The organism is Streptococcus sp. 2_1_36FAA, from assembly GCF_000161955.2.
GTDB lineage: Bacteria > Bacillota > Bacilli > Lactobacillales > Streptococcaceae > Streptococcus > Streptococcus gordonii.
On sequence record NZ_KI391975.1, the window covers coordinates 382049 to 399800 of the forward strand.

Consider the following 17752-nt stretch of genomic DNA (forward strand, 5'->3'; position numbering starts at 1 on the left):
AAATGAAAAATAGGTTGCTATTTTTAGAAGGTTCAAGCTTGACCTCACGAGAAACTTTGACAGTTTTGTTGAAAGAAGGCTATAAAATTGATGTGTTATCTCCTAGAAGATTTTCCATTGCATACTTCAGTCGTCTAACCCATAGAGTTCCGATAGTTGATGTGAATCGTTTTCCTGTAGATTATCTGAGACAGGTTAGTCAGTTGCTTCATAAAACCAATTACAAGGCCATTTTGCCAACACATGAAGAAGGCTGGTTATTGGCAAATGGGAAACAATTTTTGCCTCGATCGTTACCAATCGCCCTTGCTGATAAAGAGCAATTTAAAAAGTTGGCTGGAAAGATTGCTTTTGCTGAAACTGCGGATTTGTTAGGACTGCCTACACCTAAGTGGGAGTACGTGAAAGATGCAGACTCTATCCTGCTAGACTATCCTTATTGGCTGAAAACAGATTATGGTACTGCCGGTCGCTCGGTTTATAAGATTTCAAGTAAGAAAGATTTGGCTGAAGTGACGAGCAAATTAACAGCGAGTGATGAGGAATGGATGGTTCAGCAAGACATAGTTGGAGACTATGGTCAGGTTCAAGCAGTGTTTGATCATGGAGAATTACTCGCAGTGCATTCTAGCGTAAAAGTAGGTTCTGGCGCGGGTGGTTCGGCTGCGGCAAGATTAAGCATAGAATCTAAAAGAACGAGAGATCATGTTGAAAAATTAGGACAATATATACAATGGCATGGTTGCCTAACCCTAGATTTTATACGTAGGGGAGACCAATTTTACTATATAGAGTGTAATCCTAGAATGGTAGAGCCTGCTAACGCCTATAAAGCAGGAGTTAATTTTCCAAAAATCATGATAGAACTAGCTAGTCACAGCTATGCTAAATCTGAGGTCATTCTTGGTCAAGCAGGCGTTGAGACGCATAGTCTGATGGCTTTGATTATTGGAACAGCTGAGAAGACGAAAAGTAGAAGAAAAATATTGCAGACAATAAAGTACTGGCTTTTAAGACGTGATAGTGAAGAAGTGTTGACACCTGTCTGGAAGGATTTGCCGAGCATTATACCTCTTGTGACAATTATACTTCGTTTATTGATAAAACCTAAGAGCGTTGAAAATCTGGTTAATCAGACTGTTAAACATTATAGTGTTGAATCAGCCACTGTAAAAAATATTGAGCAAAAGAATTAGTTTATTCAGAGGAGAAAATATGAAACCAATTATTTCCATCATCATGGGCTCCAAATCCGACTGGGCAACCATGCAAAAAACAGCTAAAGTTCTGGATCGCTTCGGTGTTGCTTACGAAAAGAAAGTCGTCTCTGCCCATCGCACGCCAGACCTCATGTTTCAGCATGCCGAAGAAGCCCGCAGTCGCGGTATCAAAGTCATTATTGCAGGTGCTGGTGGTGCCGCCCATTTGCCAGGAATGGTAGCAGCCAAAACCACCTTGCCTGTCATCGGTGTACCAGTCAAATCACGCGCGCTCAGCGGTCTGGACTCTCTTTATTCGATTGTGCAGATGCCGGGCGGTGTGCCAGTTGCAACTATGGCTATTGGGGAAGCAGGAGCGACAAATGCGGCTCTCTTTGCCCTCCGCCTTCTTTCAGTAGAGGACCAGGCCATTGCGACAGCTTTGGCGGATTTTGCAGAAGAACAAGGAAAAATCGCTGAGGAGTCTACAAATGAGCTCATCTAAAACAATCGGAATTATCGGCGGTGGCCAGCTGGGGCAGATGATGGCCATTTCTGCTATCTACATGGGGCACAAGGTCATCGCGCTTGATCCTGCTGCGGGTTGCCCTGCCTCTCGCGTGGCAGAAATCATCGTAGCCCCTTATAATGATGTGGATGCCCTCCGTCAGTTGGCGGAACGTTGCGATGTCCTGACCTATGAGTTTGAAAATGTCGATGCGGACGGTTTGGATGCCGTTATCAAGGATGGTCAGCTCCCTCAAGGAACGGACCTACTCCGCATTTCTCAAAATCGGATCTTTGAAAAGGACTTTCTCTCAAACAAGGCCCAAGTCACCGTGGCACCCTACAAGGTCGTGACTTCTAGTCAAGACTTGGCAGATATGGACCTGTCGAAAAACCATGTTCTCAAGACTGCGACTGGTGGCTACGATGGGCATGGGCAAAAGGTCATTCGCTCAGAAGCAGACTTAGCAGAAGCCTATGCGCTAGCCGATTCAGCAGACTGCGTTTTGGAAGAATTTGTCAATTTTGACCTTGAAATTTCTGTCATCGTGTCAGGAAATGGCAAGGAAGTTACGGTTTTCCCAGTTCAGGAAAATATTCACCGTAACAATATTCTTTCAAAAACCATTGTGCCAGCTCGCATTTCAGAAAGTCTGGCTGACAAGGCCAAAGCTATGGCAGTGCGAATCGCAGAACAGCTCAAGCTGTATGGAACCCTTTGTGTGGAAATGTTTGCGACAGCTGATGACATCATTGTCAATGAGATTGCCCCACGGCCACACAACTCGGGGCATTATTCTATCGAAGCCTGCGAATTTTCTCAGTTTGATACCCATATCTTGGGTGTTCTCGGAGCACCATTGCCAGCTATCAAACTGCATGCGCCAGCCGTTATGCTCAACGTTCTCGGCCAACACGTCGAGGCTGCTGAGAAATATGTCGCAGAAAATCCAAGCGCCCACCTTCATATGTATGGTAAAATAGAAGCAAAGCACAACCGCAAGATGGGACACGTGACATTGTATAGTGATGTGCCAGATGAGGTGGTTGAGTTTGGAGAAGGGATTGATTTTTAGGTGAGAATAGCAATTTTAGGTCTTGGGGTTATCGGGACCATTTATGCCTATGCTTTTCAAAAAGCAGGTCATCAGGTAGAGCACGTGCTGAGAGAAAGTAAGAAAAGTACAGCACCAGACGTTTTGAAAGTTGATTTGCTAGATGGCCGTTATGTTTCCAAAGGTGAAAATAAACAGGATACCTATGCGGTTCATGTGGCGGAAGCTCATGCGGAATATGATTTTATTTTTATCAGTGTGCGTCATGGTTTTGTAAAAGAAGCCGTGGAAACCTTGCGAGAAAATCAGATTAAAGGAACTCTCGTTTTCTTCTGTAATTTCTGGAATACGCGAGAGGAAGTAGAGAAATGGGCAGGGGAGTATGACTATATTCTCGCATTTCCTACAGCTGGTGGTCATATGAATAAGGATCATTTAGATGGCGTCTTGTTCGACCATTTAATGTTAGAAGGGGAGAAAAAAGCACACATCCCCAATTATGCTGATTTGACGGATTTGCTGACTTCAGCAGATTTGAAGTGGGAGGTTCCCCATGATATGGTCGAGTGGATTTGGATTCACATGGCGATTAATGCGGGTGTTACCTCGACAGCTGCACGCTCGGGAAATCTAGAAAATCCAGAAAAATTGGCTTTGAACTTGATGAACAGTTCTTCGGAATTATCATTAGCCATTAAGACCATTCGAGAGGCTTTGAAAGTCGTAGAAGTGCGTGGTGTGAATTTGAAACTTTACAAAGCAGAACTCTTGCCTTATAAAATTCCCGCTTGGATTGCAGGGAAGGCCATGAAAGCTATGTTTGCGAAAAATGAGCTGACCCGAAAAATCATGACCTTGCATAATGACAAACAAGATATCTTTTACTGTTGTCAAAGTGTCTATCTGACAGGTCAGGAGTTGGGTGTTGAGATGCCTATTCTAGAAGCCAATATAAAGGGGATTTCGCTGTAGGAAGTTTTATGATTCAAATCATTGTTAATGCATTTGTAGAAGATAGTAAGGAAAATGCTGTTGTGGAAGTTGTTTTTGCAAGTGCTGATCACGACAAAGTTCAAGAAAAGTACCAAGAACTTATAGCTCAATTTCCTAACAACTATCTCGTAATCTACGACTTACCACTGGATACCAACTTGAATGAACTTGGACACTATCCGTCGGTGGCGATAAGTAAGGAGGAGTTTGAGTAGCCTATGAAAACTATCGGTCTGATTGGTGGCATGAGTTGGGAAAGCACCACATCTTACTACCAAATTATTAATGAAACCATCAAAAAAGAGCTGGGTGGCCTGCATTCTGCTAAGATTCTACTTTATAGTGTTGATTTTGCAGAGATTGAGCATTATCAGGCAGTTGGAGACTGGGAGAAAAGCGGTCAACTTTTGGCAGATGTTGCTCAGCGCTTGGAGCAAGCAGGTGCAGATTTCATTGTTATTTGCACCAACACCATGCACAAGGTTGCTCCGCAGATACAAAAAAAGATTACGATTCCAATCTTGCATATTGCACAGGCAACTGCGCAGGCCTTGTTGGCTGACGGTATTCAAAAAGTCGGTCTTCTAGGGACTAAGTACACCATGACCCAAGATTTTTACAAGGAGAAATTAATAGAGTCTGGGTTAGAAGTGCTGATTCCAGACCAAGCTGGTATTACAGAGGTCAATCGGATCATTTATGATGAACTCTGTCTAGGGGATATCAAAGAAAGCTCAAAGCAGACTTATCTTACCATTATAGATGATTTGAAAAAAGCTGGCGCAGAAGCTGTTATCTTGGGTTGTACCGAGATAGGTCTCCTCGTCAAGCAATCCGACACTGACTTGCCACTCTATGACACAACGGTGATTCATGCAGAGAAAGCAGCAGAGTGGGCGGTAAATAAGTGACCATAGAAGACAAGTGCAACTGCAAGCTAGGCATGTAATTTTGTTCAGTGATGTGCCGGATAGTGTGATTGAGTTTGGGGAAGGGATTGATTTTTAGGTGAAGCCTAGGATTCAAATAATCGTAAATGCATTTGTTGAGAAGGATAAGACTGGGGCAGTTGTTGAAGTTTTGTTTGTAAGTGCAGACCATGACAAGGTACAAGCTAAATACGAAGAGCTAGTTGGTCAATATCCCGAAAATTATTTGGCGATTTATAACTATTATTAAATGTGAAACGGAGCGTAAGTCATGGTTGAGCGAGCGTATAGTTTAGAATTGAGAGAGACTATTAATGCATTGATAGCGCAAAAGTATTCCCTTGAAGGAAGATTAAATTTTGAAAAAAATTTTAGGTGCATTGATAAAGATTGCCAAATTCCTTTAACATGTACAAACTGGAAAAAGAAAGATGGGAAAAGGTTTTATTTTAAACCATCTCACAACGACGAACTACATGTTGAAGGTTGTACTTGCATATCGCCACAAGAAGTTAAGGACCAGGTGAGCAAGGAGTTTATAGGAGCTAAAGGAACAGTTTCAGATGGTGGAATAATATCTGTTAAGAAGTCATTGAGTAAAGCGAGAGTAACTGGAGATACAGTTGTTGGTTCGCTTGATATTGCTGAGCAGTCAAGAAGTTCATCTAGAACAAATATTTCTAGGAATCAACTACAGGATAGACAATTTTCGTCAGTAGCTACGTTTGTGGAACTTTATGAAGATCCACAAATTGATAATAATGTAAGAAATATTAGAATAGAAGGCGAGTTGATTTCCCTTAATGAGTATTTTGTGGATACTACAGGACAAATTGTGGAAGATAAACAGAGAATATTTTATGGTCTAGCAAGGGTTTCTATTGCAGATTTCAATCCTGATATGCTTCAAATAGAGTTTATAGGCTCCGATTATCCGAAGGTATACTCAAGTGTAGAGAGAATTAAAGAACGCTCTAACACGAAAAATATTGCTGATTTAATAGGTAAAGATCCAGAATATATTTATTTTAGGGGTAAACTGGATAGCCAGAATAATAAGTTCAAATCTTTTAATGATAAGTTTTATAAGGATTTGTATTCACCAAAAGAATAAGGATAAGGAGAACTAAAAATGATCAACCGTTACTCTCGCCCTGAAATGGCGAACATTTGGACTGAGGAAAATAAGTACAAGGCTTGGCTGGAGGTAGAGATTCTGGCTGATGAGGCCTGGGCTGAGCTGGGTGAGATTCCCAAGGAAGATGTGGCCTTGATTCGTGAAAAGGCTGGCTTTGATATTGACCGCATCTTGGAGATTGAGCAGGAGACGCGCCACGATGTAGTGGCTTTCACGCGGGCGGTTTCTGAGACGCTGGGTGAAGAGCGCAAGTGGGTGCACTATGGCCTGACCTCGACCGACGTGGTGGATACAGCCTACGGCTACCTCTACAAGCAGGCCAATGACATCATTCGTGAGGATCTGCGTCGCTTCACCGACATCATTGCAGAGCGGGCGCGGGAGCACAAGTTCACCATAATGATGGGTCGTACCCACGGGGTGCATGCGGAGCCGACGACTTTCGGTCTTAAGCTCGCGACTTGGTACAGCGAAATGAAGCGAAATATCGAGCGTTTCGAGGTTGCGGCTGCCGGTGTGGAAGCCGGGAAAATCTCTGGTGCGGTTGGGAACTTTGCCAATATTCCGCCATTTGTGGAAAGTTATGTCTGTGAGAAATTAGGCATCCGTTCGCAGGAGATCTCGACTCAAGTCTTGCCACGTGACCTCCACGCTGAATACTTTTCAGCTCTAGCCTTGATTGCGACTTCTATCGAGCGCATGGCAACTGAGATCCGAGGTCTGCAAAAGTCTGAGCAGCGCGAAGTCGAAGAGTTCTTTGCCAAGGGTCAAAAAGGCAGTTCTGCTATGCCTCACAAACGCAATCCAATCGGCTCTGAAAATATGACTGGTCTGGCACGTGTCATTCGCGGCCACATGGTGACAGCCTTTGAGAATGTCTCTCTCTGGCATGAGCGCGACATTTCCCACTCATCAGCTGAGCGGATTATCGCACCGGACACGACCATTCTCATCGACTACATGCTCAACCGCTTTGGTAATATCGTCAAGAACCTGACCGTCTTCCCAGAAAACATGAAGCGCAACATGAACTCGACCTTTGGTCTCATCTTCAGCCAGCGGGCTATGTTGACCTTGATTGAAAAAGGCATGACGCGGGAGCAGGCTTATGACTTGGTACAGCCAAAGACTGCCCAGTCCTGGGACAATCAAGTGGACTTCAAGCCTCTGCTTGAAGCGGACCCAGAAGTCACTTCTCGTCTGACTCAGGAAGAGATTGATGAAATCTTCAATCCTACTTACTACACCAAGCGCGTAGATGAAATCTTCAAACGCGTAGGCTTAGATTAAATATAGAAATAGGCGCTTCTTAGGAAGTGCCTATTTGCTTGTTCTTAAATTTGACTGGCCAGTTGTCCGATTTTCTTGAGCATTTCTTGACGTTGTTGGTCTGTTTTGCGTTCTACTCCGTTGAGCTCGGTCAGTTTGACTGGAGAAATTCCACAAAGTTTCAAGATTTGATTTTTAAGTACCTTGCCGTAGTCTTGGACAAAAGGCAGGGCAAAACCTGGTGTATTATGGCTGACGATAATCCAGCCGGACTTGCCTTGCAGGTGGCCTTGCATGCCGACTTTCTTATAAGAGTAGGCAAAGTCAGCCGCAAAGACACGGTCGATAAAGCCTTTGAGAATGGCCGGCATACCGCTCCACCAGATAGGAAAAATGAAAATCAGGTGGTCTGCCCAAGTAATCAAATCTCGGTATTTGGCCATTTCAGGGTCTTTATGCAGGTCACGGCGTCTATGTTCTTGGTCAAAGCGCAAAATCGGGTCAAAATTTTCAGCATACAAGTCCAAGGTTTTCACCTCGTGCTTCGTAGAAAGGTTGCTTTGAACTTCTTTGAGAATAGCAGCATTGAAGCCAGTTGGGCTGGGGTGAGCGTAAATAATCAAGGTTTTCATGATCGTTCTCCATTGATATAAATGTCAAGCATGTGCTCGATCGTGCTTTGGATAGCTTGAGGGTCAAGGTCTTGTCCGATAGGACTGTTGGCCAGAACGGCTAAACCCGTGATAAAGCTCCAAAAGTGAAAAAGACTTTCCGCTTCGCCATTGCTAAAATTTTCCTCCCTGCGAAGTTTTAAAACAAGCCCCTTAAATTTATCAAATCCAGGCAAGTCAGACTCCAAGAGAATGGTGTCCTGAGTCACCTTCATATATTTAAAAGGAAATTTGATAAAAAGTGCTTCGAAAAAATAAGGGTAGGTCTTGGCAAAAATAATGAAATTAAGTCCAAGCTGGGTCAGCTGATCACGCGCAGAACCTGTCGCGTCAATATTTTCATTGATTTCCTGATTGAGAAACAGCGAAAGCCGGGCCAAAACGATCTTGAGGTAGCCTTCCTTGCTCTCAAAATGGCGGTATGGAGTACCGTGAGTTACACCACAGGCCTTGGAAACAGTCCTGAGCGAGAGCTGTTCAATCCCATGTTTTCCGATTTCGGCAATCCCCGTTTGAATGAGTTGTTCTTTCAGCTGGCCAGTATTGCGTTTCATTTATCTCCTTCAAAAGTATACACTGTCTACTTATCTATCTTTAGTATACACTGTCTACTTTTTCTTGTCAAATAAAAATAGGCAAGACTATCACGCTATCTAAAATCTACAATGAACCTCTTGCTGCCTATCTTTTAAAAAATGAAAAGTTGCTGTGATACAAGTTCATATTACTAGTAGTAAGACAAGAGAGCATAAAAAGACACCCTTCTGAGTCCTAGCTCAATGTGCTAAAGGGTGTCTTTTGATTTTTATTCTTTATCTTTAGTCTCTGGGACTTTCTTGAATTTCACTTTGAAATAGGCGGTTACATCATTTACCTCATCTCGTGATTCTAAAGTCAATGTAAGAATGTCGCCTTCAATACTATAGTTGTACGTTTTTTCATTTTTAACATCTGCAATAGAAAGTACGACTAATTGCAAAATATTTGGTGTTTCAGGGAAGGTAATCGTATGATTCTTAGTATCGATCTTACCATTTCTAAGTAAAGAATGGACCGTGTAATCATTGTCGTTAGAATCATAAGTAGTGTATTTCATATGGGATTGATAAGTTGCTAAATCTGTTTTTAACTTGCGAAATCTTGCCTTTATAAAACCGTCTTTAGAAATAGTTGACGCAGAGTATTTCTTTAGGTAGTAATCGTAGAAATTGCCGAGACAAGTTCGCATAGGAGCTGTATATTCAAATTCAACCTTATTGTTAGAAATATTCAATGTAGGTGCTAGATCTTTCCAGCCGTCAGAATAGCTTAGCCGCGTAGCCTTTTCTTCATCAAAGTCTTGATAGCCTAAACTACGTTCAACTGAACTTCTAAAGTCAACAGCTTTCCATTTTCCATCAAGGGTAGAGGTTTTGGCAGTGCTAGAGCTAGAGTTAGAATTATTTCCGCATCCTGTGAGTACAAAGAGAGAGCAACAAGCGATTAAGAATGCTTTCATATATTTTTTAAACATCTTTGCTTCTCCTTTCTATTTCTTCTCTTGTTTTTGAACTTGTTTGAAACGGAATTCAAAGTGAGCAGGGAGTCCTTCCTTTGTGGTGGTACCGTCTGCATAGAGATAGAGAATACCATCCTTGATCTCATAATTGTAAACGACTGGATCTAATTTATCGCCTACAGAAGCAGGGAAGGAATTAAGAATTGACAACCCTTCTTTAAATGAGATGGTTTGTTTGCTTTTATCAATATCTCCTGTTGCAGAATATCTGAAAATGCCACTGTCATTATCCATGCTTACTTTATATTGTTTGAATTCTTCAGAAAAACTTGACTCGCCTTTATAAACTTCTTTAACGAAATCAGCTTCTGTTGTTTTATCTTTATCTCTGTAAATTGAATAAAAGGCTTTTGCAAAAGGTGTGACATCGTAATCATAACTTAGGTTAACAGTATTTCCGTCAACTTTTAGTGCCATTTTAAAGTCTTTGAAAGCTTCAATGAATCTTGCAAAAGTGATGCCCTTCATACCTTTGGGAATGAACACTTTTTGAATCGATTCAAGTTCGTCTACAGATTCCCATTCTCCAGACAGGGTGGCCGTTTTCTGATCAGATTGAGCGACATTTTTGTCTGTCTTTTGGTTTTGTCCGCAGCCAGCAATCACGAAGAGTGCTAGGAGAGTGAAGAGAGTAAGAATCAATTTCTTCCATTGTCTAGACATTGTAATTCTCCTTTCTAGTTATAATTTTTTATTACTTTTTTGGCCTTGATTTTACCTTATTATTCCAAATGAGTCTGTCTTGTTTTATAAAACATAATCTCGCCACCACATGTGCCATTATTTGGCTTCATTATAGCGTAATTCCTATAATTAAGCTAGTTAGAATCTACATTAAAAGTAAAAATTGATGAATTTCTGTTATCTAGATAAATTGAATAGCAAAAAACTGTAGCTATTATAAAAGTTTAAATTAATTTTTCGGTTTAGAATAGATAATATAAAATTCAGATATTTTGTTAAAATCAAAAAAAGCCCATAAAATATTGATTTCATAAGCTTTTTCGTTTTTTCAAACACTCTATCACTGACCATTTACTGCCTAATATAACGGAACACTCCTAAATGATATTAATTTTATGGGATGTTAAGTCCTTTAAAAACAAGATTTCTAGTCATGTAGATGCTTTAAGGCTCTAAAATAAGTCTTGCATATTCATCATTTTACACTTTTTATTTCTATCTACTAGGAGATTGGTAGGGTAAAAATCGGAGTTTTCGAGAAGAAATTTTTTTGATTATTGACCTATTGGGGGTCGTAGTAACCCCAATAGGTCATGGCGGAGCAGAGTATAAAAAAAGGGGCTGTTTGGCTCCTGCTTCGCAAGCCACAGCCCCTAGGATTAACGCTTTTGACCCGTGAACCATAATTGGTTACGAACTCGAACAGGAGAAGAGAAATAATAATCGCTGTGTTGGCTGACAATCTCTTCTTTCAGTTGTGCTTCCATCTCTTTTAGGATTTTCTGTCCCTGTTGGTCTCTAGGAACTTTTAGAAAAATAGTGATGATATCTTTTCGTATATCGACGACACATTTACGAACAGCTTTGTTAAATCCATTATAGATTGGATTGATAGTGATAACAGTTTGGTGTTCAAGGTTGCCTTCCTTTTGCACTCGTTCACGTTGGAACAAGAAGTGTCGTAACAGAAAAGTATGATGGACAGACTGGATATAGTTCCAAAGGCTATCTTTTTTCAATCGATTGATAATTTCTATTCCAGTCAATAATAAGGCTAGAAGGAGGCTGACAAGAGCGAATCCATAACCAAACGAAGCCATTGTATCTGTAATTGTTTCGATAGTCTCCAAATTGATAATTGTGACAGTAGACAATTGAACTGAAATAAACTTGAACAGGTAGCTGAATAAGTATAAGATAGGAGCGCTGAGCAATATTGATAAAATGAGATTGAAACTTCTAATGAAGTAGGTTTTAGTTGTCATAGGCAATTCCTCCTGTATTATAGAAAATAATGTGAATGCGACAGGCTCGGTTTTTGTCATGAGCTGGACTTGATTATTTGCTTTGTTTTACTACCTCCTTATTACTAAGGAGAATGGGAGAGCTAAATGTAAAGCTTTTTTGAAATTTTTTTAAGTTCTGTAAAAAATAATCCAGTGCCAAGTGACACTGGACTGTAGGTATTAACGATAGTCTTCCAATAGGGGAGCTAATTCTTTAAGTGCTTTAAGATAATGGTTTTTGACGGTTACACGAGTCATATTTTTATAATGTTTGGAGATGTATTGAGCTATTTCTACATATCTTAATTCTTGTTCAACTACCATTTCGACAATTTCACGGTCAATCGGGTGTAAGACTTCTTTGGCTTTATGAATAGCTTGTTTTAAATCCTTTAGTTCTAAGGCTTCTTCAGGATTCAAATCACAACTAGCAACCAAATCATGTCGTTCACGCTGTTTCCCATCATTGCGAGAAACATTCTCTTCGAGACTTCTTTTATGATGATAACGGTCACGGCGTTCAGCGTTATATTGTTCTTGTTGGAGGAGACGGTCAACTTCTTTCCAGTTTTCAGCCTCAACTGCTTTTGCTATTTTAGCTTCTCGGCGTTCTTTAACTTTGTTGCTCATAGTGAGCCTTCCTTTCCGTCCTTGGACAGAAAGAAACGTATATGAGCTATTGAACGCTAAGCATGACAAAAGGCACACCAAAGAAACGGCGAAAAAATTTAATGAAAAATTCGACCATTGTCGTCATATCATCATATTTGTTTCAATCCGTCCATTTGATGGCCATCAATTAGGACTATTTAATATTTTTATCAAGAAGTTTTCTTGATGTACTCAGTATAAAGCATAATGTTCTTTTATTTTTTACTTCATTTTTTACTTTAATAGGCTAATTTGTAAAACGAAGCGCAAAAAAAGACTAGGCGATTTACCTAGTCTCTAAAGAGCAAATTTTCGTATTTCCTCTTCGCTTAATAGTTTAATAAATGCTTGTTGAACTTTATCTAAAGCCGAAGCCATTGCGAGTAATTCCTTGTTTAATTGTTCTTGGAAATAGTATGTTACTTGGGTGTTATTAGTCAATAACCCCACAATATGGCGATTGACGCTTGTATTGTCTAAATTAATATCATATAGGTCAACTAAATCAATAAGGTCGATTTCGCTTAGTCCTTGAGCTGCAGCTTCTTCAATTCTTTTCTTATCCTCTAGTGAAAATCTTGTTGGCTCTAATTGAATAGTGTGCCTTTCTTGAATTGGTCTTGTTGCATAAGGGTTGGAAACCCAACTGATAATTTCATCAAAAGTTCTTTCCTCAGTCCTTTCTATATCATTGGATTGATAAATATTAATGCCTAGATTTGCTAACTCTTCTTTAGAATATTTTTGATATAACTCTGTGATATCCTTACCTTGACTGAGTAATTTCATATAGTCCTCAGATATCTGTTTGAATTTTACCTCATCTATTTGTTGACCACCAGTCATACTAAACGAAGAGGTTGTTCTTCCCTTTTGAGAAATAACTAACGGGACGGATGTAAGGTAAGATTTTGGAATATTCTCTTTATACATTCGTTCTAATATATCATTTACCATAAATCCGATATTAAACAAGGGATTTTCTCTAAGTTTTTTTATGAGGTTGGGTATTATCTCTGTTGAGACATTCTCAGACCACCACTTGTTGATTATTGAGTCAATTTTATCTAGATTAAATGTTTTCGGTGCACCATTTTTATCTAATTCGAACAGTGTGTTGCAGACATTAATTTCAAACGACCTAATTAGTTTATCTCTCAACATCAACAAAAGAATATCAGCCATTTCTTCAAAATCAATAACAGTTAATTCATTTATTGGATTATTCCTAAAACTCCTAGCGAGGTTATAACTTTTTCCACCAACCCAGATATCAATGTCATCTTTCTTGTGAAAAGTATCCATTTCAGTTTCAGTAGAAATCATAAATCTTTTTCTTTGAATATTGAAATTTGCAAATGTCTTGGCAATACTTAGACAACTTGATTGGATTGAAATTAAATCATCACTCATGAAAGAATATAGATTTTCATCTACAGTCTCTAAATCTCTATATAAAATAGAACTGAAAAAATAATGAAACAGATTCTCAATAAACTCATCTAACTCTCCAAAAACGATATACGTATAGCTCGAAGCGGTTAGAGCATTTAAATAAACTAACATCGAACTTGTAATTGGTCGCTTCCCACTTTCAACTTGACTAACTTGACCTGCATTACCTAGATCACTTTGTGTAAAATTATATTTTTTTCTTAAGTTTTTGATACGGATAGATATTTTTTGTGAATAATGTTTTTCAAAAAAATTCATATATAATCCCCCTATAATCATGGAAAAGTAGAAAGTAGTAGAAATAGTTGTTATCCTAGTTGATTAAAAAAATCTCTGATTTCCTCATCTTTTATAAAATAATATATAATTTTCCCCTCTCTTCTAGTGTCCAAGATGTTTTGATTGGCTAGTTTACGAAGATGGTGGGAGGCAGATGCCATACTGAGATTTAATAAACAGGCTATATCGCAGACACAGAGTTCTTCGACGGCAAGGAGATAAAAGATGATATTTATCTGTTTATTATCGGTAAATTTTGATAAAATGCGAAGTGATTTTTGGACTTTTTCCTTTTCAAGGTAGTTCGTTGCGGTTGTAACATTTTGTTGATTTATAACATCCACTTGACAGATACTATCTTTTTTCATAATTTTTTCTCCTAGCCTAACACAGCCCATAGCATGTCAAAGCTGTTGTTTTCAATCAGGATATACATCCCCAATCCTAAATAGACAACGGCAATAAACCATCTGCTATATTTTTCCAAAGTTTCTCCAACAGAAGGGACTTGTGCTAATTTTTGTGCAGAAAAAACCAAGAGATAAATCATGACTAGAAAAGTAAGTAAAGTCACTATCAAATTCGCTAAATTTAAGGTGGTAAAATATGGGACAAAGACACCAATATTGTCAGCGCCACAACTTGCAAAAGTAATCATAGCGACTAGAAAAATCAGGTTTTTATTGTCTTTTCGCAAACCATCTTTTGCAATAGCTTCTCCATCAGAATCTCCTAAAAGCAAAACTTTTAGGCCTAGGAAAATTGGAATCAAACCGAGTAAACCTAAAATCTCTTTACTAGGAATATAATTTAAGACAAATGCAAAAAGCAAACTTAGGAATATTAGACTAACAGAGCCTAGAAATTGTCCTAAATAGATGTTAATGATGTCTTTTCTGCTTTTTCTTTTGGCAAAAAATAACATTAGGATAATAAGTAAGTCTACGGCTGTCCCAGAATACAGGATTATTGAAGTAACAACATTTTGAATCATAAAATACCTCATTCAAATATATTTTTGAATGTATTCTAACATTAAACTTTGTAGATGTCAACTTAAAATCCACCAAAATATAGATAAGAAGTTAGTGTACCAAATATTAAAAAGCCCTGCCATCGAAATGATAGCAGGGCTTAACTTCAATATCCAGATGATATATTTATCTAAAAAAGGTAGAGTAAAAGGTAGAGTTTTTATTGATTTGTAGTGCGATATAATGAGTTTCAAAAAATCAAAAATCGCTTAAAATCAATATTTTGACGTCTATTGACGTGTACTGAAACCCTTACTTAACCTCTGTAAACACAACGTGTTTGCGAAGTTTTGGTGAGTATTTCTTCAATTGAAGACGGTCTGGAGTGTTACGTTTGTTTTTAGAAGTAAGGTACAAGCGTTCACCAGATTCTTTGTGTTCAAGTGTAATATTTACGCGCATGGTATCTCCCTTCTATTATTCGGCTGCAGCAGCTTTAGCGATCTTACGTCCTTTGTAGTATCCTTTAAGTGATACACGGTGAGAACGTGAGTAATCTCCAGTAGTTTCGTCAAAAGTTACAGATGGAGCTGTTACTTTATAGTGAGTACGACGTTTGTTTTTCTTCGCTTTTGAAGTGCGACGTGCAGGTACTGCCATTGTTTGTTTCTCCTTTTAGTTTATGATTTCGATTCAGTTTGATGATTTACATCAACTTTAACAGTATATCAAAAGTTTTTTGTAAAGTAAAGTTACTTGACAGATTTTTTTATTTAATTTGAAAATAGCAGAGCAATTATTTTTATAAAATTCTGAAAATTTAAAAATTTTCTCCTGTTCATTTGAGGGCAAGTGTGGTATAATATAGGACACAAAGACCACTGATAGGAAGGGAATAGACATGACAGATAAGCTAGAAAATCGTCATAGAAGTAAGATTTACGATAGCATGGTTAAATCACCAAACCGTGCCATGCTTCGGGCTACAGGAATGACGGATAAAGATTTTGAAACACCTATTGTAGGGGTGATTTCGACTTGGGCGGAAAATACCCCTTGTAACATGCACTTGCACGACTTCGGTAAGCTAGCAAAAGAAGGAGTTAAATCTGCTGGTGCTTGGCCAGTTCAATTTGGTACTATTACCGTTGCGGACGGGATTGCCATGGGTACGCCAGGTATGCGCTTCTCTTTGACCTCTCGTGATATCATTGCGGACTCTATCGAAGCTGCTATGGGCGGGCACAATGTGGATGCTTTTGTTGCCATCGGTGGCTGTGACAAGAATATGCCAGGCTCTATGATCGCCATTGCCAATATGGATATTCCCGCAATCTTCGCCTACGGTGGAACGATTGCACCTGGAAATCTTGACGGGAAAGACATTGACCTAGTTTCCGTATTTGAAGGAATCGGAAAATGGAATCACGGGGATATGTCCGAGGAGGACGTGAAACGTCTTGAGTGTAATGCCTGTCCTGGCCCTGGTGGCTGTGGTGGTATGTATACAGCTAATACCATGGCTACAGCTATTGAAGTTCTGGGTATGAGCTTGCCAGGCTCCTCTTCTCACCCAGCTGAATCAGCTGACAAGAAAGAGGATATCGAAGCAGCTGGACGTGCGGTTGTTAATATGCTCAAGATGGGGTTGAAACCTTCTGATATCTTGACGCGTGAAGCCTTTGAAGATGCAATTACAGTGACTATGGCTCTGGGTGGCTCTACTAATGCTACTCTGCATTTGCTAGCTATGGCTCATGCGGCTAATGTTGAGCTGACACTGGACGACTTTAATGTCATTCAAGAGAAGGTGCCACATTTGGCTGACTTGAAACCATCTGGTCAGTATGTCTTCCAAGACCTTTATGAGGTTGGTGGAGTGCCTGCTGTGATGAAATATCTCTTGGCGAATGGCTTCCTGCACGGTGATCGCATCACTTGTACTGGTAAGACGGTAGCGGAAAATCTGGCAGACTTTGCGGATCTGACACCAGGTCAAAAGGTCATTATGCCACTTGAAAATCCAAAACGTGCAGACGGTCCATTGATCATCTTGCATGGTAATCTGGCTCCAGACGGTGCTGTTGCCAAGGTTTCTGGTGTTAAGGTACGTCGCCACGTCGGACCAGCCAAGGTCTTTGACTCAGAAGAAGCCGCTATTGATGCAGTGTTGGCCGATGAAGTAGTCGATGGTGATGTGGTTGTAGTTCGTTACGTTGGACCAAAAGGTGGCCCTGGTATGCCGGAAATGCTGTCGCTTTCTTCTATCATTGTAGGGAAAGGTCAAGGGGACAAGGTTGCCCTTCTGACAGACGGTCGCTTCTCAGGTGGTACTTACGGCTTGGTTGTTGGACACATTGCTCCCGAAGCTCAGGATGGTGGCCCGATCGCCTACCTTCGCACGGGTGATATAGTAACCGTTGACCAAGACACCAAAGAAATTTCCATGGCTGTCTCTGACGAGGAGTTGGCGAAACGCAAGGCAGAAACAACGATTCCACCGCTTTATAGCCGTGGGGTACTTGGTAAATATGCCCATATGGTATCCTCTGCTGCTAAAGGTGCTGTTACGGACTTCTGGAAACCAGAAGAAACCGGAAAGAAATAGCCAATATATAACAAAAGAACCCGCTAGTTTTTCTAGCGGGTTCAATATTTTATTTCAATGATAGACGAAGTAGTCGTTTTTTTATTTAGGGCTGATCCCTAGTGCAATACGGCCAAAACGGCTGATGCGGGTGATTTTCCAAGCAGGAGACCAAGTGACTTCGACAGAGACACTTTCGATCTCATCAATCTTCTTAAGAGAGTCCATGATGGCGATGGGGAGGCTCTCAGCACAGTCACAGGCTGTGTCCGTAAAAGTCATGACAATCTTGCAGTGGCCGTTTTCGTCTAGGTTGATTTCATAAATCAGGCCTAGGTTGTATACATCTAGCTCGACGTCTGGGTCGTAAATGCGTTCGAGTTTTTCTACTAGTTTATCCTGAATGGCAGCTGCTCGTTCGTTGATTTTGATATCGTCTCTCATAGGTATCTCCTTCTATACTAGCTGGAATTGTTTTTATTTTCTCACAATTCTGACATTTTTTCAAGATATTTTC

22 protein-coding genes and 1 pseudogene are annotated in these 17752 nt (G+C 40.0%); 11 read left to right on the plus strand and 12 right to left on the minus strand.

What is annotated here, in order from left to right:
- Positions 1–2: 2 nt before the first annotated feature.
- The 9 genes and pseudogenes from HMPREF0847_RS07250 to purB all read left to right on the plus strand — a co-directional run bounded on the left by HMPREF0847_RS07250 (position 3) and on the right by purB (position 7111).
- Entirely contained in the window at positions 3–1196 is a 1194-nt protein-coding gene (locus tag HMPREF0847_RS07250) for a carboxylate--amine ligase (protein WP_008810008.1), read from the plus strand.
- A 19-nt stretch (positions 1197–1215) separates the two neighbouring features.
- Positions 1216–1704, plus strand: a complete 489-nt coding sequence (purE, locus tag HMPREF0847_RS07255) for a 5-(carboxyamino)imidazole ribonucleotide mutase (protein WP_008810007.1) — start codon at positions 1216–1218, stop codon at positions 1702–1704.
- The gene (gene purK, locus HMPREF0847_RS07260) at positions 1691–2782 is read left to right on the plus strand and encodes a 5-(carboxyamino)imidazole ribonucleotide synthase (RefSeq protein ID WP_020992757.1); all 1092 of its coding nucleotides are present in this window, start codon (positions 1691–1693) and stop codon (positions 2780–2782) included. Before purE ends, purK begins: the two co-directional genes overlap by 14 nt.
- On the plus strand, positions 2783–3733 hold the full coding sequence (locus HMPREF0847_RS07265; RefSeq protein WP_020992758.1) for a ketopantoate reductase family protein: 951 nt from the start codon (positions 2783–2785) through the stop codon (positions 3731–3733).
- An 8-nt stretch (positions 3734–3741) separates the two neighbouring features.
- Positions 3742–3969, plus strand: a complete 228-nt coding sequence (locus tag HMPREF0847_RS07270; protein ID WP_008810004.1) for a hypothetical protein — start codon at positions 3742–3744, stop codon at positions 3967–3969.
- A gap of 3 nt (positions 3970–3972) precedes the next feature.
- The gene (locus HMPREF0847_RS07275; RefSeq protein ID WP_008810003.1) at positions 3973–4665 is read left to right on the plus strand and encodes an aspartate/glutamate racemase family protein; all 693 of its coding nucleotides are present in this window, start codon (positions 3973–3975) and stop codon (positions 4663–4665) included.
- Between the two features lie 109 nt (positions 4666–4774).
- Positions 4775–4924 (plus strand): annotated as a pseudogene (locus tag HMPREF0847_RS07280) (phosphoribosylaminoimidazole carboxylase); the annotation flags it as partial.
- Positions 4925–4954: 30 nt separating this feature from the next.
- Positions 4955–5797 carry a hypothetical protein gene (locus tag HMPREF0847_RS07285; RefSeq protein WP_008810001.1) on the plus strand — a complete coding sequence of 281 codons (843 nt, stop codon included), beginning with the start codon at positions 4955–4957 and terminating at the stop codon, positions 5795–5797.
- 18 nt (positions 5798–5815) lie between these two features.
- On the plus strand, positions 5816–7111 hold the full coding sequence (gene purB, locus HMPREF0847_RS07290; protein ID WP_008810000.1) for an adenylosuccinate lyase: 1296 nt from the start codon (positions 5816–5818) through the stop codon (positions 7109–7111).
- Positions 7112–7155: 44 nt separating this feature from the next.
- Here purB and HMPREF0847_RS07295 read toward each other — a convergent pair whose 3' ends face one another.
- The 9 genes from HMPREF0847_RS07295 to HMPREF0847_RS07335 all read right to left on the minus strand — a co-directional run bounded on the left by HMPREF0847_RS07295 (position 7156) and on the right by HMPREF0847_RS07335 (position 14668).
- The gene (locus HMPREF0847_RS07295) at positions 7156–7722 is read right to left on the minus strand and encodes an NAD(P)H-dependent oxidoreductase (protein WP_008809999.1); all 567 of its coding nucleotides are present in this window, start codon (positions 7720–7722) and stop codon (positions 7156–7158) included.
- The gene (locus HMPREF0847_RS07300) at positions 7719–8315 is read right to left on the minus strand and encodes a TetR/AcrR family transcriptional regulator (protein ID WP_008809998.1); all 597 of its coding nucleotides are present in this window, start codon (positions 8313–8315) and stop codon (positions 7719–7721) included. The genes HMPREF0847_RS07295 and HMPREF0847_RS07300 overlap by 4 nt, the downstream gene beginning before the upstream one ends.
- Before the next feature lie 251 nt (positions 8316–8566).
- Positions 8567–9274 carry a hypothetical protein gene (locus HMPREF0847_RS07305; RefSeq protein WP_008809997.1) on the minus strand — a complete coding sequence of 236 codons (708 nt, stop codon included), beginning with the start codon at positions 9272–9274 and terminating at the stop codon, positions 8567–8569.
- Positions 9275–9289: 15 nt separating this feature from the next.
- On the minus strand, positions 9290–9982 hold the full coding sequence (locus HMPREF0847_RS07310; RefSeq protein ID WP_008809996.1) for a hypothetical protein: 693 nt from the start codon (positions 9980–9982) through the stop codon (positions 9290–9292).
- Positions 9983–10662: 680 nt separating this feature from the next.
- Positions 10663–11268 (minus strand): hypothetical protein, encoded by a 606-nt coding sequence (locus HMPREF0847_RS07315; protein WP_008809995.1) that lies wholly within the window; start codon positions 11266–11268, stop codon positions 10663–10665.
- Positions 11269–11469: 201 nt separating this feature from the next.
- On the minus strand, positions 11470–11919 hold the full coding sequence (locus HMPREF0847_RS07320; protein ID WP_008809994.1) for an RNA polymerase sigma factor: 450 nt from the start codon (positions 11917–11919) through the stop codon (positions 11470–11472).
- 318 nt (positions 11920–12237) lie between these two features.
- Positions 12238–13653 (minus strand): helix-turn-helix domain-containing protein, encoded by a 1416-nt coding sequence (locus tag HMPREF0847_RS07325; RefSeq protein WP_008809993.1) that lies wholly within the window; start codon positions 13651–13653, stop codon positions 12238–12240.
- 50 nt (positions 13654–13703) lie between these two features.
- Complete coding sequence (gene cadX, locus HMPREF0847_RS07330; RefSeq protein ID WP_000711078.1) at positions 13704–14042, minus strand: Cd(II)/Zn(II)-sensing metalloregulatory transcriptional regulator CadX; 339 nt, start codon at positions 14040–14042, stop codon at positions 13704–13706.
- Between the two features lie 11 nt (positions 14043–14053).
- Positions 14054–14668, minus strand: a complete 615-nt coding sequence (locus HMPREF0847_RS07335; protein WP_000615736.1) for a CadD family cadmium resistance transporter — start codon at positions 14666–14668, stop codon at positions 14054–14056.
- A 28-nt stretch (positions 14669–14696) separates the two neighbouring features.
- Between HMPREF0847_RS07335 and HMPREF0847_RS11460 the strand changes: the two genes are divergently transcribed.
- The gene (locus tag HMPREF0847_RS11460) at positions 14697–14882 is read left to right on the plus strand and encodes a hypothetical protein (RefSeq protein WP_002892741.1); all 186 of its coding nucleotides are present in this window, start codon (positions 14697–14699) and stop codon (positions 14880–14882) included.
- A 78-nt stretch (positions 14883–14960) separates the two neighbouring features.
- On the opposite strand, the gene rpmG is transcribed toward HMPREF0847_RS11460, so the two are convergent.
- Positions 14961–15110: a 50S ribosomal protein L33 gene (gene rpmG / locus HMPREF0847_RS07340; RefSeq protein WP_001265622.1), complete on the minus strand. Its 150-nt coding sequence runs from the start codon at positions 15108–15110 to the stop codon at positions 14961–14963.
- A gap of 15 nt (positions 15111–15125) precedes the next feature.
- The gene (gene rpmF / locus HMPREF0847_RS07345; RefSeq protein ID WP_008809991.1) at positions 15126–15308 is read right to left on the minus strand and encodes a 50S ribosomal protein L32; all 183 of its coding nucleotides are present in this window, start codon (positions 15306–15308) and stop codon (positions 15126–15128) included.
- 241 nt (positions 15309–15549) lie between these two features.
- On the opposite strand from rpmF, the gene ilvD reads away from it, so the two are divergent.
- Complete coding sequence (gene ilvD, locus HMPREF0847_RS07350; RefSeq protein WP_008809990.1) at positions 15550–17256, plus strand: dihydroxy-acid dehydratase; 1707 nt, start codon at positions 15550–15552, stop codon at positions 17254–17256.
- A gap of 81 nt (positions 17257–17337) precedes the next feature.
- Here ilvD and HMPREF0847_RS07355 read toward each other — a convergent pair whose 3' ends face one another.
- Complete coding sequence (locus HMPREF0847_RS07355) at positions 17338–17679, minus strand: metal-sulfur cluster assembly factor (protein WP_008809989.1); 342 nt, start codon at positions 17677–17679, stop codon at positions 17338–17340.
- Between the last annotated feature and the right edge of the window lie 73 nt (positions 17680–17752).

What these genes read in the sequence shown, in the direction of transcription:
- HMPREF0847_RS07250 (WP_008810008.1), top strand. Translation starts at nt 3, where the DNA reads ATGAAAAATAGGTTGCTATTTTTAGAAGGTTCAAGCTTGACCTCACGA.
- purE (WP_008810007.1), top strand. Translation starts at nt 1,216, where the DNA reads ATGAAACCAATTATTTCCATCATCATGGGCTCCAAATCCGACTGGGCA.
- purK (WP_020992757.1), top strand. Translation starts at nt 1,691, where the DNA reads ATGAGCTCATCTAAAACAATCGGAATTATCGGCGGTGGCCAGCTGGGG.
- HMPREF0847_RS07270 (WP_008810004.1), top strand. Translation starts at nt 3,742, where the DNA reads ATGATTCAAATCATTGTTAATGCATTTGTAGAAGATAGTAAGGAAAAT.
- HMPREF0847_RS07275 (WP_008810003.1), top strand. Translation starts at nt 3,973, where the DNA reads ATGAAAACTATCGGTCTGATTGGTGGCATGAGTTGGGAAAGCACCACA.
- HMPREF0847_RS07285 (WP_008810001.1), top strand. Translation starts at nt 4,955, where the DNA reads ATGGTTGAGCGAGCGTATAGTTTAGAATTGAGAGAGACTATTAATGCA.
- purB (WP_008810000.1), top strand. Translation starts at nt 5,816, where the DNA reads ATGATCAACCGTTACTCTCGCCCTGAAATGGCGAACATTTGGACTGAG.
- HMPREF0847_RS07295 (WP_008809999.1), bottom strand. Translation starts at nt 7,722, where the DNA reads ATGAAAACCTTGATTATTTACGCTCACCCCAGCCCAACTGGCTTCAAT.
- HMPREF0847_RS07300 (WP_008809998.1), bottom strand. Translation starts at nt 8,315, where the DNA reads ATGAAACGCAATACTGGCCAGCTGAAAGAACAACTCATTCAAACGGGG.
- HMPREF0847_RS07305 (WP_008809997.1), bottom strand. Translation starts at nt 9,274, where the DNA reads ATGTTTAAAAAATATATGAAAGCATTCTTAATCGCTTGTTGCTCTCTC.
- HMPREF0847_RS07310 (WP_008809996.1), bottom strand. Translation starts at nt 9,982, where the DNA reads ATGTCTAGACAATGGAAGAAATTGATTCTTACTCTCTTCACTCTCCTA.
- HMPREF0847_RS07315 (WP_008809995.1), bottom strand. Translation starts at nt 11,268, where the DNA reads ATGACAACTAAAACCTACTTCATTAGAAGTTTCAATCTCATTTTATCA.
- HMPREF0847_RS07320 (WP_008809994.1), bottom strand. Translation starts at nt 11,919, where the DNA reads ATGAGCAACAAAGTTAAAGAACGCCGAGAAGCTAAAATAGCAAAAGCA.
- HMPREF0847_RS07325 (WP_008809993.1), bottom strand. Translation starts at nt 13,653, where the DNA reads ATGAATTTTTTTGAAAAACATTATTCACAAAAAATATCTATCCGTATC.
- cadX (WP_000711078.1), bottom strand. Translation starts at nt 14,042, where the DNA reads ATGAAAAAAGATAGTATCTGTCAAGTGGATGTTATAAATCAACAAAAT.
- HMPREF0847_RS07335 (WP_000615736.1), bottom strand. Translation starts at nt 14,668, where the DNA reads ATGATTCAAAATGTTGTTACTTCAATAATCCTGTATTCTGGGACAGCC.
- HMPREF0847_RS11460 (WP_002892741.1), top strand. Translation starts at nt 14,697, where the DNA reads ATGTATTCTAACATTAAACTTTGTAGATGTCAACTTAAAATCCACCAA.
- rpmG (WP_001265622.1), bottom strand. Translation starts at nt 15,110, where the DNA reads ATGCGCGTAAATATTACACTTGAACACAAAGAATCTGGTGAACGCTTG.
- rpmF (WP_008809991.1), bottom strand. Translation starts at nt 15,308, where the DNA reads ATGGCAGTACCTGCACGTCGCACTTCAAAAGCGAAGAAAAACAAACGT.
- ilvD (WP_008809990.1), top strand. Translation starts at nt 15,550, where the DNA reads ATGACAGATAAGCTAGAAAATCGTCATAGAAGTAAGATTTACGATAGC.
- HMPREF0847_RS07355 (WP_008809989.1), bottom strand. Translation starts at nt 17,679, where the DNA reads ATGAGAGACGATATCAAAATCAACGAACGAGCAGCTGCCATTCAGGAT.